Origin of the sequence: Embleya scabrispora DSM 41855 (genome assembly GCF_000372745.1) — a bacterium.
Taxonomy (GTDB): domain Bacteria; phylum Actinomycetota; class Actinomycetes; order Streptomycetales; family Streptomycetaceae; genus Embleya; species Embleya scabrispora.
The window spans coordinates 70,374-85,211 of sequence record NZ_KB889676.1 but is presented as its reverse complement, the minus strand read 5'-3'; the positions used below and the strand labels follow the sequence as shown (position 1 = coordinate 85,211).

Annotated in this window: 18 protein-coding genes; 14 read left to right on the top strand and 4 right to left on the bottom strand. The window is 72.2% G+C overall.

All coding sequences use genetic code 11. The annotated features are described in order from the left end of the window. Window positions 1-5: 5 nt before the first annotated feature. Together A3IC_RS0127465 and A3IC_RS0127460 are read right to left on the bottom strand one after the other, a co-directional pair. The gene (locus A3IC_RS0127465) at window positions 6-512 is read right to left on the bottom strand and encodes a DUF3515 family protein (RefSeq protein ID WP_245599565.1); all 507 of its coding nucleotides are present in this window, start codon (window positions 510-512) and stop codon (window positions 6-8) included. A 44-nt stretch (window positions 513-556) separates the two neighbouring features. Next, the gene (locus A3IC_RS0127460) at window positions 557-793 is read right to left on the bottom strand and encodes an Lrp/AsnC family transcriptional regulator (protein ID WP_026218810.1); all 237 of its coding nucleotides are present in this window, start codon (window positions 791-793) and stop codon (window positions 557-559) included. A gap of 164 nt (window positions 794-957) precedes the next feature. Between A3IC_RS0127460 and A3IC_RS0127455 the strand changes: the two genes are divergently transcribed. Then, complete coding sequence (locus A3IC_RS0127455; RefSeq protein ID WP_020553281.1) at window positions 958-1,908, top strand: thiamine-phosphate kinase; 951 nt, start codon at window positions 958-960, stop codon at window positions 1,906-1,908. A gap of 46 nt (window positions 1,909-1,954) precedes the next feature. Then, entirely contained in the window at window positions 1,955-2,755 is an 801-nt protein-coding gene (gene thiD, locus A3IC_RS0127450) for a bifunctional hydroxymethylpyrimidine kinase/phosphomethylpyrimidine kinase (protein WP_191864121.1), read from the top strand. Between the two features lie 125 nt (window positions 2,756-2,880). On the opposite strand, the gene rpmB is transcribed toward thiD, so the two are convergent. Further along, the gene (rpmB, locus tag A3IC_RS65335) at window positions 2,881-3,066 is read right to left on the bottom strand and encodes a 50S ribosomal protein L28 (protein WP_079026714.1); all 186 of its coding nucleotides are present in this window, start codon (window positions 3,064-3,066) and stop codon (window positions 2,881-2,883) included. Window positions 3,067-3,311: 245 nt separating this feature from the next. Here rpmB and A3IC_RS0127445 point away from each other — a divergent pair, with 245 nt between their 5' ends. The 4 genes from A3IC_RS0127445 (at window position 3,312) to A3IC_RS56840 (ending at window position 8,512) form a co-directional block, all read left to right on the top strand. Next, the gene (locus A3IC_RS0127445; RefSeq protein WP_020553278.1) at window positions 3,312-4,976 is read left to right on the top strand and encodes a DAK2 domain-containing protein; all 1,665 of its coding nucleotides are present in this window, start codon (window positions 3,312-3,314) and stop codon (window positions 4,974-4,976) included. Window positions 4,977-5,035: 59 nt separating this feature from the next. Next, window positions 5,036-7,300, top strand: coding sequence for an ATP-dependent DNA helicase RecG (recG, locus tag A3IC_RS0127440; protein ID WP_020553277.1), 2,265 nt, complete (start codon window positions 5,036-5,038; stop codon window positions 7,298-7,300). A gap of 85 nt (window positions 7,301-7,385) precedes the next feature. After that, complete coding sequence (locus tag A3IC_RS0127435; RefSeq protein WP_020553276.1) at window positions 7,386-7,934, top strand: RNA polymerase sigma factor; 549 nt, start codon at window positions 7,386-7,388, stop codon at window positions 7,932-7,934. After that, window positions 7,931-8,512: a hypothetical protein gene (locus tag A3IC_RS56840; RefSeq protein ID WP_020553275.1), complete on the top strand. Its 582-nt coding sequence runs from the start codon at window positions 7,931-7,933 to the stop codon at window positions 8,510-8,512. The genes A3IC_RS0127435 and A3IC_RS56840 overlap by 4 nt, the downstream gene beginning before the upstream one ends. 79 nt (window positions 8,513-8,591) lie before the next feature. On the opposite strand, the gene A3IC_RS0127425 is transcribed toward A3IC_RS56840, so the two are convergent. Then, window positions 8,592-8,963: a hypothetical protein gene (locus A3IC_RS0127425; protein ID WP_158696118.1), complete on the bottom strand. Its 372-nt coding sequence runs from the start codon at window positions 8,961-8,963 to the stop codon at window positions 8,592-8,594. 257 nt (window positions 8,964-9,220) lie between these two features. On the opposite strand from A3IC_RS0127425, the gene rsmD reads away from it, so the two are divergent. From rsmD to A3IC_RS0127385, 8 genes are all read left to right on the top strand, one after another. Then, window positions 9,221-9,790 carry a 16S rRNA (guanine(966)-N(2))-methyltransferase RsmD gene (gene rsmD / locus A3IC_RS0127420; protein WP_020553273.1) on the top strand — a complete coding sequence of 190 codons (570 nt, stop codon included), beginning with the start codon at window positions 9,221-9,223 and terminating at the stop codon, window positions 9,788-9,790. Window positions 9,791-9,850: 60 nt separating this feature from the next. Further along, window positions 9,851-10,333, top strand: a complete 483-nt coding sequence (coaD, locus tag A3IC_RS0127415) for a pantetheine-phosphate adenylyltransferase (protein ID WP_020553272.1) — start codon at window positions 9,851-9,853, stop codon at window positions 10,331-10,333. 108 nt (window positions 10,334-10,441) lie between these two features. Beyond that, entirely contained in the window at window positions 10,442-11,359 is a 918-nt protein-coding gene (locus tag A3IC_RS0127410) for a hypothetical protein (protein ID WP_020553271.1), read from the top strand. 261 nt (window positions 11,360-11,620) lie between these two features. After that, on the top strand, window positions 11,621-12,136 hold the full coding sequence (locus A3IC_RS0127405; protein ID WP_020553270.1) for a YceD family protein: 516 nt from the start codon (window positions 11,621-11,623) through the stop codon (window positions 12,134-12,136). A 2-nt stretch (window positions 12,137-12,138) separates the two neighbouring features. Then, complete coding sequence (rpmF, locus tag A3IC_RS0127400) at window positions 12,139-12,312, top strand: 50S ribosomal protein L32 (RefSeq protein ID WP_026218805.1); 174 nt, start codon at window positions 12,139-12,141, stop codon at window positions 12,310-12,312. Between the two features lie 8 nt (window positions 12,313-12,320). Next, window positions 12,321-13,061: a ribonuclease III gene (rnc, locus tag A3IC_RS0127395; RefSeq protein ID WP_020553268.1), complete on the top strand. Its 741-nt coding sequence runs from the start codon at window positions 12,321-12,323 to the stop codon at window positions 13,059-13,061. Between the two features lie 191 nt (window positions 13,062-13,252). Then, window positions 13,253-14,131 (top strand): bifunctional DNA-formamidopyrimidine glycosylase/DNA-(apurinic or apyrimidinic site) lyase, encoded by an 879-nt coding sequence (gene mutM / locus A3IC_RS0127390; RefSeq protein WP_020553267.1) that lies wholly within the window; start codon window positions 13,253-13,255, stop codon window positions 14,129-14,131. A 26-nt stretch (window positions 14,132-14,157) separates the two neighbouring features. Then, window positions 14,158-14,760 carry a hypothetical protein gene (locus tag A3IC_RS0127385; RefSeq protein ID WP_020553266.1) on the top strand — a complete coding sequence of 201 codons (603 nt, stop codon included), beginning with the start codon at window positions 14,158-14,160 and terminating at the stop codon, window positions 14,758-14,760. Window positions 14,761-14,838: the final 78 nt, after the last annotated feature.

Here is a 14,838-nt window from a genome sequence, read left to right as displayed (position 1 = left end):
GCCCCTCACGCGTTGCTCAGATCCAGTGTGGCCGGCACCGTGCGGGCGACCGCGTCGGCGACGTCGACGAGCGGCGCGGCCGGCTCGGTGAACTTCCTCGGGACGCTCATCTCGACGTTGGCCCGGCGATAGACCGTGGTGAACCGCACGCCGTCGGCGTACTTGGCGAAGCTCCAGGTCACGCCGTTGACCTCGATCGAGTCGACCGGTTCGGAACCGGCCTTGGTCGGATCCACGACCCGCAACGAGGCGGGCAGCCCCACACCGCAGCGCAACACGATCGCCGGATCGCCCCACGCCGCGGTCAGCGTGGACTTGGGCGAGGTCTCGCGCACCCCGGCGTCCATCACCTTCGCCGGGAGCGCGTCGTGCAGCGCGTTGCACGCATCGGTGGCGGCGCCGCCGGGCGGGACCGGCGCCGCGACCTCGACATTCCCCGAACCGCTGTCGCACCCCACGGCCGCCAGCATGGTCACCGGAAGCAGCCAGGCGAGAACTCGAGTAGGTCGCACGGCCCCGATCCTAGATGTGCGACGCTCCGGGACGGTCACGCGGGTCAGCCCAGGTTGACCACCGGACAGGTCAGGGTGCGGGTGATGCCGTCGATGCGTTGCACCTCGGCGACCACCATGCGACCCAACTGGTCGACGTCGGCGGCCTCGGCCCGCACGATCACGTCGTAGGGACCCGTGACGTCGTCCGCCTGGGTCACCCCCGGCAGCTCGGCGACGCGTCGGGCCACCGAGGCCGAACGGCCGACCTCGGTCTGGATCAGGATGTATGCCTGTACCACCACGGCCTCCCGGCGCGCAGGATGATGGGATCTTGACGTGACCCCCGCTGCTGCGACCATTGTCGGCCCGGCGGGGGCTCGGCGACCACAGCGGGAGCCGATGGATCACAGGAACACGGTCGACGAGGCGGAATCAGGCTGATGGGCATGGCAGGAGAGCGGCGATGAGCGGGACGCTGGGCGATCTCGGCGAGTTCGGCCTGATCGGGGCACTGGTCGCCCGCGTGCCGACGGGGCCGCACGTGTCCCTGGGCCCGGGCGACGACGCCGCCGTGGTCGCCGCCGCCGACGGGCGTGTGGTGGCCACCATGGATCTGCTCGTCGAGGGGCGGCACTTCCGACGGGACTGGTCCACCGCGTACGACGTCGGCCGCAAGGCCGCCGCGCAGAACCTGGCCGACGTCGCGGCGATGGGCGCCGCGCCCACCGCGCTGCTGATCGGCCTGTGCGGCCCGCCGGACCTGCCCACGGGATGGGCGCTGGAGCTGTACGACGGCCTGCGCGACGAATGCGCGGTGGTCGGCGCGGGCGTCGCGGGCGGCGACGTGGTGGGCAGCGACACCGTCACCGTCGCGGTGACCGCGCTGGGCGACCTCCAGGGCCGGCCTCCGGTGGTCCGCTCCGGCGCCCGACCCGGCGACGTGCTCGCGGTCGCGGGCTGGCTGGGCTGGTCGGCCGCGGGACTGGCGATCCTGGGCCACGGGCACCGCGCGCCGCGCGCGTTCGTGGAGGCGCACCGCAGGCCCGAGCCGCCCTACGACGCCGGTCCCGGCGCGGCGATCCTCGGCGCGACCTCGATGATCGACGTCAGTGACGGCCTGCTCGCCGACATGGGCCACGTCTCGCGCGCCTCCGACGTACGCATCGACATCCTCTCCGCCCGGCTGGACGTGCCCGCCCAGATGCGCGACGTGGCCCGCGCGCTGGGCGCCGACCCGCTCAACTGGGTGCTCACCGGCGGCGAGGACCACGCCCTGGTCGCCACCTTCCCGGCGGGGACCGCGTTGCCCGCGCGCTGGCGCGTGATCGGCCGCGTGCACTCGGGCGCCGGCGTCACCGTGGACGGCCGGGACCCGGGCCTGGCGGGCGGATGGGACCACTTCGGCCGCGGCTGAGGGGCGCGCGGGCCGGGCGCGCGGGCGGCGTGGATAGGCTGCCGGCATGGTGCAGACTCCTCCGCGCGTGCTCACGGTGGCCGGCTCCGACTCCGGCGGCGGCGCCGGGATCCAGGCCGACCTCAAGACGATGCTGGCCCACGGCGTACACGGGATGAGCGTGATCGCGGCGGTGACCGCGCAGAACTCGCTCGGTGTGCAGGGCTACTGGGAACTGCCCGCGGAGGCCGTACGGGCGCAGTTCCGCAGTGTCGTGGACGACATCGGCGTGCAGGCGATCAAGACCGGCATGCTCGCGTCGCCGAACCTGGTGGCGGTGGTCGCCGCGCTGCTGGCCGAGGTGTCCGTACCGGTGGTGGTCGACCCGGTGGCCTCCTCCAAACACGGCGACACCCTGCTCGCGAACGAGGCACTGGAGACCCTGCGCACCCGGCTGCTGCCGGTCGCCACAGTGGTCACTCCCAACCTGTACGAGGTCGAGCTGCTCACCGGTCACAAGGTGCGCGAGCGGGCCGACATGCGCGTCGCGGCCGAGGCGGTGCTCGCCTTCGGTCCGCGCTGGGTGCTGATCAAGGGCGGTCACCTGGAGGGCGAGGCCGCCGACCTGCTCTTCGACGGCACGCGCGAGTACTGGTTCACCAGCCCGCGCTACGACAACCGGCACACCCACGGCACCGGCTGCACGCTGGCGAGTGCGATCGCCTCGCGCCTGGCCATCGGCGACACCGTCCCGGACGCGGTCGCCGCCGCCAAGGAGTACGTCACCGGCGCGATCCGGGCCGGCTTCCCGCTGGGCGAGGGGATCGGACCGGTCGACCACGCGTGGCGGTGGCGGGAAGAGTTGTGAACCGTGAGCGGGCCGAACCGCGCCCACGGCGCGCGGTTCGGCCCGCTCGGGAGAGACCCCGGACAAGCCGAAAGGCCGGTCCACCCTGGGGTGAACCGGCCCTTCGAAGTCGTGCGGTCGAGCAACTAGCGGGAAACCTTGCCCGCCTTGATGCAAGAGGTGCAGACATTGAGGCGCTTCGGCGTGGCACCAACCATCGCGCGCACCGTCTGGATGTTGGGGTTCCAGCGACGGGGCGTCCGGCGGTGAGAGTGCGAAATGCTGTTGCCGAAGCCCGGCCCCTTGCCGCAGACGTCGCAGTTGGCAGCCACGGGAACACTCCAAAGACGAATGGGAATTGCGTACGAACACGTGCCGGCCGAATGCCGGACAACCGCAGAAGAGTAACCGACGAACCATGCGGAGCGCGAACCCGGGATGATCCGGGCATACGCAATCAGCCGATCTCGTCATGCTTCCCGCCAAGCCTAACCCATCCGGGTGGGCCGCTTCACCGCTCCCCGTCTCGATAACGTGGCCGGCGCACGGGACGCGCAGAGACGGATTCGTACAGGAGGTGGGCGTGCAGGGCCTGCTGGGAGAGCTGGACGGTCCGGCGGTACGCCGCTGGGGTCGCGTCGCCTTGGAACTGATGGGGCGAGCGCGCGAGGAAATCGACGCCCTCAACGTGTATCCCGTACCCGACGGCGACACCGGCACGAACCTGTTCCTGACCCTGGAGTCGGGAATCGCCGAGGTCGACGCGCTGTTCGGCGGCGACCTGCCCGACCCCGACCCGTCGACCGTCTTGCGGGCACTCGCGCACGGCGCGTTGATGGGCGCGCGCGGCAACTCCGGGGTGATCCTCAGCCAACTCCTGCGCGGCATGGCGGAGCGTCTGGAGAGCGAACAGGCCGCCGCGATGCAGGCCGGCCGCGAGGTGCCCGCGGGGCTTGCCCTGGCGCACGCGCTGCGCACCGCCTCCGACGCCGCCTACGCGGCGGTGGCCCGGCCGGTCGAGGGGACCATGCTCACCGTGGCCCGAGCCGCCGCCGACGCCGCGGCCGGCGCGGGCGAGGAGTTGCGGCCGGTGGTGCGGGCCGCCGCGACCGCGGCGCGCGGCGCGCTGGCCCGAACCCCCGAGCAACTGGACGTACTGCGCCGGGCGGGCGTGGTGGACGCCGGCGGGCGCGGCCTGACCGTACTGCTGGACGCGCTGCTCGCGGTGGTCACCGGCGAGCGCTCGGCGTACCGGATCCACCCGCACCAGGCGCAGACCCCGGTCCCGGTCCCGTTCGCCGGACCGGTCGAGTCGGAAGCGTCGACCGAGGGTCCCGGGTTCGAGGTGATCTACCTGCTGGACGCGCCCGACGACGCGCTGCCCGCGCTGCGCGAGCGGCTCGGCGCGCTCGGCGACTCGCTCGTGGTGGTCGGCGGCGAGGGGCTGTGGAACGTGCACGTGCACGTGGACGACGCGGGCGCGGCCGTGGAGGCGGGCATCGAGGCGGGCCGGCCGTACCGGATCCGGATCACCCACCTGGAGCGCCCCCTCGCCGGCCTCGCCGCGCCCGAGCCCACCCCCACGCGCGGGATCGTCGCGGTCGCCCAGGGCGGCGGCCTGGCCACCCTGTTCGCCGAGAACGGAGCGCACGTGGTGCAGGCCGGTCCCGGCCGGCGGCCCTCCACCGGGGTGCTCGTCGACGCGATCCGGCGCACCGAGGCGCGCGAGGTGGTGCTGCTGCCCAACGACGCCGACTGCCACGCGGTGGCCGGGGTGGCCGCCCAGCAGGCCCAGGCACACGGCATCCGGGTCCAGGTGATCCCGACCAAGGCGGCCGTACAGGGACTGGCCGCGCTCGCCGTGCACGAGCCCGGCCGGCGCTTCGACCAGGACATCGTCGGGATGACCTCGGCCGCCGGCGCCACCCGCTACGGCGCGCTCACCGTCGCCGTCCGCGAGTCGTGGACGATGGCCGGTGTCTGCCAGGCGGGCGACGTGCTCGGGGTGATCGAGGGCGACATCGCGGTGATCGGCCACGACCAGCGCGAGACCGGCACCGTGCTGGTGGACCGCATGCTCGCGGGCGGCGGCGAACTGGTCACCCTGGTCACCGGCAGCGCCTGCCCGCCGGGCCTGGCCGCCGCGATCGAGCGACACCTGCGAGCCACCCGACTCGGCGTGGACGTGATGGTCTACGAGGGCGGCCAGGAGGTGTACCCGCTGCTCATCGGAGTCGAGTAGGGGCGACCCGGCGCTTCGAGCAGCCCCGATGACAGCGTCGACCAGTACCGTTGGGCGGCATGTCGCGCCTTGACGAACCGCTGAAGAAACTCGTCGGCGACCGCACGGCGACGGTGCTGGCCAAATCCCTCAAGCTGGACACCGTCGGAGATCTGCTGCGCCACTACCCCCGGCGCTATGCGGAGCGCGGGCGTCTGACCGACCTCTCCCGTCTGGAGCCCGAGGAACACGTCACCGTGATGGCGGAGATCGCCAAGGTGAACAAGCGTCAGTTCCGCAATCGGCGCGGCAACCTCCTGGAGGTCGAGGTCACCGACGGGCGTGGCAAGCTCACCCTGATCTTCTTCAACCAGGCATGGCGCGAGGAGGAACTGCGCCCGGGCCGGCGCGGCCTGTTCGCGGGCAAGGTGGGTCGGTTCAACAACGTGATCCAGCTCAGCCAGCCCGATTACCAACTCATCGGCGAGGACGACCGGGACGGCGTGGCCAACCTGTTCGCGGGCGCGCTGATCCCGGTCTATCCGGCCGCCGCCAACATGCCGTCCTGGAAGATCGCCCAATGCGTCGGCATGGCACTGGACACGCTGGGCGAGGTCGGCGACCCGCTGCCCGCCGAGATGCGCGAGCGGCGCGGCATGCCGGGATTGGCCGAGGCGCTGCTGCTGGTGCACCGCCCGACCTCGTGGGACGACGTCACCGCGGCCAGGGATCGGCTCAAGTGGGACGAGGCGTTCGTCCTGCAGATCGCCCTGGCCCGCCGCCGCCGAGACGCCCGGGCCCAGTCCGCGGTGGCCCGCCCGCGCCGCCCGAACGGCATCCTGGACGCCTTCGACGCCCGCCTCCCGTTCGAACTCACCGACGGCCAGAAAGAGGTCTGCGCCGAGATCGAGGCCGATTTGGCCACCGAACACCCGATGCACCGCCTCCTCCAGGGCGAAGTCGGAGCCGGGAAGACCCTGGTCGCGCTGCGGGGGATGTTGGCCGTGGTCGACGCCGGGGGGCAGACCGCGTTGTTGGCGCCGACGGAGGTGCTCGCGCAACAGCACTATCGGTCGATCGTGGAGATGCTCGGGCCGCTGGCCGAGGGGGCCGGGATGCTCGGCGGCTCGGAGGTCGGCACCAAGGTCACCCTGCTCACCGGCTCGATGGGGGTGCCCGCGCGTCGCGCCGCGCTCCTGGACCTGGTCACCGGTGAGGCCGGGATCGCGATCGGTACGCACGCGCTGATCGAGGACAAGGTGGAGTTCCACGACCTGGGCCTGGTCGTGGTCGACGAGCAGCACCGCTTCGGCGTCGAACAGCGCGACGCGCTGCGCGGCAAGGGCAAGCGCCCGCCGCACCTGCTGGTGATGACCGCGACGCCGATCCCGCGCACGGTGGCGATGACCGTGTTCGGCGACCTGGAGACCTCGATCCTGGCCCAGCTCCCCTCCGGTCGATCGCCGATCGCCACGCACGTGGTCCCGGCCAAGGAGAAGCCGCACTTCCTCGACCGCGCGTGGCAGCGGGTGCGCGAGGAGGTGGAGAACGGTCACCAGGCGTACGTGGTGTGCCCGCGGATCGGCGACGAGGAGGACGACCCGAAGGCCAGGAAAAAGGCCAAGCCGAAGGCGAAGGCGGCCGGGCGGGACGAGGACCTGCCCGCCGAGGCATACCTGGACGACCCCGAGGACATCGGCGCGGACGCCGCGGGCGGAGCCGAGGAGCGCCGCCCACCGTTGGCCGTCCTGGACGTCGCCGCGGCGCTGACCGCCGGACCGCTGGCCGGCCTGCGGATCGCGGTCCTGCACGGCCGGATGGCGCCGGACGACAAGGACGACGTGATGCGCCGCTTCACCGCCGGCGAACTGGACGTGCTGGTGGCGACCACGGTGATCGAGGTCGGCGTCAACGTGCCCAACGCGACCGCGATGGTGATCATGGACGCCGACCGGTTCGGCGTCTCGCAGCTGCACCAGTTGCGCGGCCGGGTCGGCCGCGGCAGCGCACCCGGGCTGACCCTGCTGGTCAGCGAGATGCCCGGCGGCACCTCCGCGCGCGAACGCCTGGACGCGGTGGCGGCGACCCTGGACGGTTTCGAACTGTCCCGGATCGACCTCGAACAACGCCGCGAGGGCGACGTGCTCGGCGACGCGCAATCCGGCTCGCGCTCGTCGCTGCGCATGCTGGAGGTGGTCCGGGACGAGGAACTGATCGTGGCGGCCCGCGAGGAGGCGAGCACGATCGTGGCGGACGACCCGGACCTGGTCGAGCACCACGACCTGCGCAGCGCGCTGGCCAGCATCCTGGACGACGAGCGCGCGGAATACCTCGACAAGGGCTGACCGCCCTCGCTCCACTCCCGCGCGCCCCCACGGCTCACCCGTTCGGAGCACGCGGAACAGCTCGTCGGTTGGCTACCAATGGGCCATGGACGCATGTACGGGGGACGAGGGCTTCGACGCGCTCTTCTGCGGGTTGCTCCCTCGCTTGTATCGACGGGCCGTGCTGCTCGCCGGCGAGGGCAGCGCCGAGGACGCGGTGCACGAGACGTATCTCAAGCTGGCCCGCAGACCCGACCGCCTGCTCGGTCACCCCGAGCCCTACGCCTACGCCTTCCGAGCCCTGGTCAGCGTCGCCCGCGACATGTGGCGCGCCCGCAGCCGCCAGGTCCTGCTGCCCGAACCGCCCGAGCCGGGGGAGCGGGCCCAGTCCGCCGCCGGCGATCCGATCGCCCGGCGCGAGGCCGAGTGGGAGGCGGTGCGGATGCTCGGCTCGCTGCCCGCCAAACAGGCCGCCGCCGTGCTCCTGGTCGACCTGGACGGATACACGATCGATCAGGCCGCCGAGATCCTCGGTGTGCACCGGGGGACGGTGTCCCGCTCGCGCGAGCGCGCCCTGGCCCGGCTGCGCGCCGGCCTGGGCGGCCCCGCCGGCCGGTTCCGCCGCCGGGATCGACACGAAGGAGTCACCCGGTGAACCCCTCGCCCCCCGATCTCGACGACCCCGACGACGCGGTCCACGAGCTGCGCACCCGGCTGCGGGAAGCGGACGCCGCGTGTGTCGAACCGCCGGGTCTGGCGCTGCGGGTGCTGCGCCGGCCGGCCCCGCGCCCGGTGTGGCGCGGCGCGTTCGCGATCGTGCTCGCGGCGGTGCTGGTGGTGGCCGTGGTCGGCCTGGGCGCCTTCCTGGTCGGCCGGCACGACCCGACCGACCCGCCGGCCCCCAGGCCGCCGGCCGCGCGTGCGGTCAGCGTGCAGACCGAGGTCTACAACTCCGAGGTGCCGTGTCGCGCGCTGCGCACGATCGAGTGCTCGCTCGGCGTCTTCAAGGAGGCGAGGTTGTCGTCGCGGACGGCCGACCTGGTGGATCGGGTCTGGCACGGTGACCGGCTGCTCCTGGTCTGTCTGCTCGCGGACGGCCCGCGGGTGACCGACGAGACCGGCGTCGGGTCTCGGCACTGGTATCGGGTGGTGGTGCTGGGCACCGGCGCCGAGGGCTGGCTGCCCGGCGTGCGCACCCGCAACGAGGCCGAGGTGCCGGACTGCGCCTTCTGAACGGAGCGGGCGCGACCGGCCCGGGCACGCGGCCGGCGGACGGGACGATCTCCGTCCGCCGACCGCGTGGGTCGGTGGGTCAGCAGTGGTACATGCCCGGCATCGGGTCCTGCGGCGTGAAGACGCGCTGCGCGGGCAGGAAGCCGTGCCCGCCGTCGTCGCCGTCGGTGTAGTACCAGATGTTGTTGCCGCCCGAGTGCGGGTCGCCCTCGGTCCAGCAGCTGAAGTAGCTGTAGGTGCTGTCCAGCCGGCTGACCACGGGGGCGCCGAAGTGGGGCTGCGAGCGCAGCTCGCTCGCGCCGTTGGCGCAGTGCAGGGTGCCGTTGCTGTCGACGTAACAGTGCGCCGCAGTCGTCTGCGGCGTGGCGGCCCCGGCGTCCGCCGGGGCGGAGCCGGTCGCGGCCAGCGCGGCGCCGGTGACGACGGTGGCGAGGAAGGTGCGGAGCTTCATCGGGATCTCCCGGATCGGGTATGGGATCGGTGTCGCGACGGCGAGCCGCTGTCGCTCGTGCCCGGCGTTGGCGCCGTCGCCGTGCACACCCCTCATACGATTCGGTGGCCCTGTGTGTATGACACGTCGCGCACCGTACTCGGGGCCGGATTCTCCCGGCCGCGACCAGTCGATAGCGTTGACCCCATGCAGGACACGTACGCCGGGCCCGCCCGCATCGCCGCCCGCGAGCCCGCCCCCCGCCCGCGAGCTCGCGCATGACCCGGGTGATCGCCGGGGCGGCAGGGGGCCGACGCCTGAGCACGCCGCCGGGCGAGGGCACCCGGCCGACCTCGGACCGGGCCCGCGAGGGGCTGTTCTCCACCCTCCAGTCGCTGCGCGGCAATCTGCACGGCGCGCGCGTGCTCGACCTGTTCGCGGGCTCCGGTGCGGTCGGCCTGGAGGCGCTGTCCCGCGGCGCGGCGCGGGTGCTGCTGGTGGAGTCCGACCCGCGCGCGGCGAACACGATCCGGACGAACATCCGCCTCGTCGCCCTGCCCGGCGCACAGTTGCGGCCGGCCCGCGCGGAGAAGACCGCCGCGGTGCCCTGCCCGGACGAGCCGTACGACGTGGTCTTCCTCGATCCGCCGTACGCGGTCACCGACGGTGACGTGCGCGCGCTGCTCGGCGCGCTGGCCGAGCACGGCTGGCTGGCGTCCGAGGCGCTGATCGTGGTCGAACGCGCAACGCGTGGCGGGCCATTCGCGTGGCCCGCCGATTTCGCCGAGATCAGATCCCGTCGCTACGGCGAGGGAACGCTCTGGTACGGTCGCGCCGCGCAAGCCTGATCAGGCGGGCGGACCATCGGGTCCGAACCCGCCGGCACCCGATTTCGAGGGGAACCTCCGTTGCGTCGAGTCGTCTGCCCCGGTTCGTTCGACCCGGTCACCAACGGTCATCTGGACATCATCGGACGGGCCGCGAGCCTGTACGACGAGGTCTATGTGGCGATCGGCTTCAATCGCGCCAAGCGCTCGGGTCTGTTCACCATCGAGGAGCGCATCGAGATGCTCCACGAGGTGGTCGAGCAGTACAAGAACGTCAAGGTCGAGGCCTTCGAGGGGTTGCTGGTCAACTTCTGCAAGGAGCGCGGGATCCCGGCCATCATCAAGGGCCTGCGTGCCGTCACCGACTTCGACTACGAGTTGCAGATGGCGCAGATGAACTACGGTCTTACCGAGGTGGAGACGTTGTTCGTCGCGACGAACCCCCTCTACAGCTTTCTGTCGTCGAGTCTCATCAAAGAGGTCGCGACGTACGGAGGCGACGTGTCCGGCCTGGTGCCGGAGACGGTGCTACGTCGGCTCACCGAGCGGCTCGCGCAGGGCTGACGCGGCACGCGCCTCGTCGCCGGGCCGACCGCCCGCGGCGAGTCGGTCCGTCACGCGATGCCGGCGAACACGACGGCTACCGTCGGTTTGAGGAGAGAGAGCAAGCCCGTGGACGTGCAGCCCAAGCTCGATGAACTGATCGCACTGGTCGAGAACGCGCGCTCGATGCCGATGTCGGCGTCGTGCGTGGTCAACCGCGCGGACGTGGTGGCCCGGCTCGAGGAACTGAAGAACCTGCTTCCCGAGGAGTTCAACCACGCGCGCCGGGTGCTCGGCGACCGCGAGTCGGTGATCGAGGAGGGGCGCCGCGAGGCCGAGCGGGTGCTGGCCAAGGCGCGCGAGGAGCGCGGTTCGCTGGTCGCCGACACCGAGGTGGCCCGCGAGGCGTACGGCGAGGCGGACCGGATCCTGTCCGAGGCCCGCCGCGAGGCCCAGCGCATCCGCGAGGAGGCCGACGACTACGTCGACCAGAAGCTGGCCAACTTCGAGGTCGTGCTGACCAAGACGCTCGGTGCGATCGGCCGGGGTCGGGACAAGATGCGCGGTCGCCGCCCGTCCGACGAGCTCGGCGAGTACATGCAGGCGCAGGAGCTGGCCGACGCGCAGGCCAAGGGTCGCCCGGGCAGCCTGCAGGCCCAGCTCGACGGCCACGAGGAGACGTTCGCCGCGCCCGCCCAACCCGACTACCCGGCCGCGCCGCCCGCCCCGCCGACGGTGCCCGCGCAGGCCGGCCCCTACGGCGGTCAGCACGGCTACGGTCAGGACGCCTACGGACAGCCCGCCTACGCGCAGGGCGCCGGAGCGGACACCGGATACGCCGGCGGTTACGAGGGCCAGTACGACATGGCACAGTACGACCAGCACGGGCAGCAGCAGCCGTACCCCACGCAGCACGACCCGGCGGGCACGGGGCAGCAGCCCGCCTACGACCCGCAGGCCCAGTACGCGCAGTCGCTGGACGAGACCAGCTTCTTCGACACGAGTCTGATCGACGTGCGCCAGTTCCAGGACGGCGGCAACCGCTAGGCCCCGCGCGCCCGTCGGCGGGCGTGGGGTGTCCCGCTCGAATGGCCCCGTTTGGGGCCTGGCGCGCGGGCTGCGATACTCTTACGGACCGACCCTGCCCGAGGCGTGCTTTCCGCGTGCCCCGAGGGTCGGCACCCTGACCATTCGAGCCCCTCGCGACCCGAGGGGTGGCACTGCATGAGGTAGGACATCCTGGACCGCTTGGATCACCGCAAACCACTCGTCGTCGACACACGCGAGCTGGGACGTCGGCCTGGATCCATGCTGAAGGTGTCCCGCTCCGTGCCGGCCCCGGTGGACATGGGCGTGGCAGATGTGATCGGCGCTCCCGAAGGTGCCCCCATCCAGCTGGGAGTCCGGCTGGAAGCGGTCATGGAGGGTGTGCTGGTCACCGGCATCGCGCAGGTGCCGCTGACCGGTGAGTGCGTCCGGTGCCTGGAACCGCTCGAGCGTGAGCTCACGGTGCGTTTCCAGGAGCTGTACGTCTACCCGGACGCGGACGCCGACGAGGACGCCTTCCGGCTCGAGGACGACTTGTTCGACCTGGAGCCGGTGCTGCGGGACGCGACGGTGCTCGCACTGCCGCTCTCGCCGCTGTGCCGGGAGGACTGCCCGGGTCTGTGCTCCGAATGCGGAGCACTGCTCGCGGAGGACCCCGACCACAGTCACGAGCTCGCCGACCCCCGGTGGGCGAAGTTGACCAACATCTTCGACGGACCTTCCGCCGAAGCCGACGTTGACGGCGCGTCCAGCGCCGACGAGAACCAGGAGAAGTAGCCGTGGCTGTTCCGAAGCGGAAGATGTCGCGCAGCAACACCCGGCACCGCCGGAGCCAGTGGAAGGCCACTGCCGCCAACCTGGTGACCTGCGAGCGCTGCCGTGAGCCGAAGCTGTCGCACATCGCGTGCCCGAGCTGCGGCACCTACAACCGCCGCCAGGTCCTCGACGTCTGATCAGGCCGGTGGTCGTTCCGGTGACGGAATCACTCGCGCAATACGCGGATCTGGAAGGGCGGCTGGGCTGGTCGCTCGACGCCGCCCTTCTGGAACGCGCCCTCACCCATCGCTCGTACGCGTACGAGCACGGCGGGCTCCCGACCAACGAGCGCCTGGAATTCCTGGGCGACTCGGTGCTCGGTCTCGTCGTCACCGACACGCTGTACCGCAGGCACCCCGACCTGCCCGAGGGTCAGCTCGCGAAACTGCGGGCCGCCGTCGTCAACTCGCGCGCCCTCGCGGGCGTCAGTCGGCGACTGGACCTGGGCGCCTTCATCCGGCTCGGCCGAGGTGAAGTGGGCACGGGTGGGCGAGACAAGTCCTCGATCCTCGCGGACACACTCGAAGCCATCCTCGGTGCGGTGTACCTGGACCAGGGTCTCGACGCGGCGACGGAGCTGATCCACCGGTTGTTCGATCCGCTGATCGAGCAGTCGGCGAATCTCGGCGCGGGCCTGGACTGGAAGACCAGTCTCCAGGAGCAGACCGCCGCGGCGGGTATCGGAGTCCCCGAGTACGTGGTCTCCGAGACCGGTCCCGATCACGAGAAGACCTTCACCGCGCTCGCCCGGGTCGCGGGTGTCGATTACGGCACCGGTGTCGGGCGGAGCAAGAAGGAGGCGGAGCAGCAGGCCGCCGAAAGCGCTTGGCACTCGATCCGCGCCAAGTACGGAGACGGTTCCGGCACGCCGCCGGCCACCGCGTAGTCTCCGAGCCAATGCCTGCCGATAGGTAAGTTCGAACCGGTCACCGACCTCACGGTCGCCCGGCACGATCTCACCTACCGGCAGGCATTTTCGCATTCCCGGCGCGCAGGCCCCGCCGCGCGAGGTGTCGCCGGTCGTGTCGTCTCCCGTCGTGTCGTCTCCGGTTGTGCCGTCCCCAGGGGGAGTGCAAGGTGCCCGAACTGCCCGAGGTCGAGGTCGTCCGTCGCGGACTGGAGAAGTGGGTGGTGGGTCGCACCATCGCGCACGTCGAGGTCACCCACGAGCGCGCGGTGCGGCGCCACGTGGCGGGCCTGGTGGACTTCGCCGACGCGCTCGCGGGTGCGCGGGTGTACGCCGCCCGCCGACGCGGGAAGTATCTGTGGCTGCCGCTGGTGGCGCCCGGCGCGACGGCTCCCGAGGACGCGCTGCTCGCGCACCTGGGCATGAGCGGCCAACTCCTGGTGCAGCCGCCCGAGGCGCCCCGCGAGAAGCACCTGCACGTGCGGTTCACCTTCACCGACGGCGGGCTCGAACTGCGCTTCGTCGACCAGCGCACGTTCGGCGGGCTCGCGGTCGAGCGCGGCGGCGCCGAACTGCCGCCCTCGATGGCGCACATCGCACGCGACCCGTTGGACCCCCTGTTCGACGACGCGCTCTTCCACGCGGCGCTGCGCCGGCGCAACACCGAACTCAAACGGGCGCTTCTGGACCAGTCTTTGGTCAGCGGGATCGGCAACATCTACGCCGACGAGGCACTGTGGCGCTCCCGGCTGCACGGCGCCCGGCCGACCGGAAAGCTCACGCTCGCGCAGACCACGCTGGTGCTCGCGTCCGCGCGGGACGTGATGACCGACGCACTGGCCGCGGGCGGCACCTCCTTCGACAGCCTGTACGTCAACGTGAACGGCGAGAGCGGCTACTTCTCCCGCGGCCTGGACGCCTATGGCCGCGAGGGCGAGCCATGCAACCGGTGTGCGACGCCGATCCGGCGGATCTCGTTCATGAATCGCAGCAGCTATTTCTGTCCGACCTGTCAGCGGGCGCCACGCAGGGCGACGGTCGGGGCGTAGGCAGCGGAATCCAGGGAGCGCGTGTCATGGGATTCAACGGGGACATCGTCGTCGTGCGCGGGGCGCGGCCGTTGTCCGAATTCGCGCCGCATGTGGACACGGCGGCGCACCCGGCCCGGACGATGTGGGAGTCGCCGGACGGCTGGACCACGACGCACGTGCGGCACGAGGACGACCCGTACGCCTTCGAGCGGCCGTGGCTGGAGGCGCTGGCGGCGAAGGCGGACTCGCCGGTGCTGGTGTGCTGGGTCTTCGAGACGCACGTGGCGCACGTCCAGGGGGTGAGCGAGGCGGGCGCCTGGGAGGCATGGCTCAATCCCGGCGAGGCGGCGGCGCACCTGGCGATGGGCCGGCTGGAACTGGAGGCGGCGCGCACCGGTGCGGACGTCTTCGACGCGAGCGGCGAGTTGCGTCGGCCGGAGCGCTACGCCCAACTGCGCGACGAGGTGGGCGAGGTGCTGGACCGGGCCCGGCCGAAGGTGGTCAACGCGGCGGTGCGCTGGGCACGGACGGCGGGCCGCGCGGCGGCGGCGGAGGCGGTCGACCTCGTGCTCGCCCGCAACCAGGGCGAATCCGGGCTGTACGTGTTCGGTCTGCTGGCGGATCGACTCGGCGTGGGGCCGCGCTGAGCGCGACGCTCGAAGCCCGCGTCGCGGACCCGGCGGGGCGCGAAACCACATGCCGTGGATCGGCCCCGCCGAGTCGCC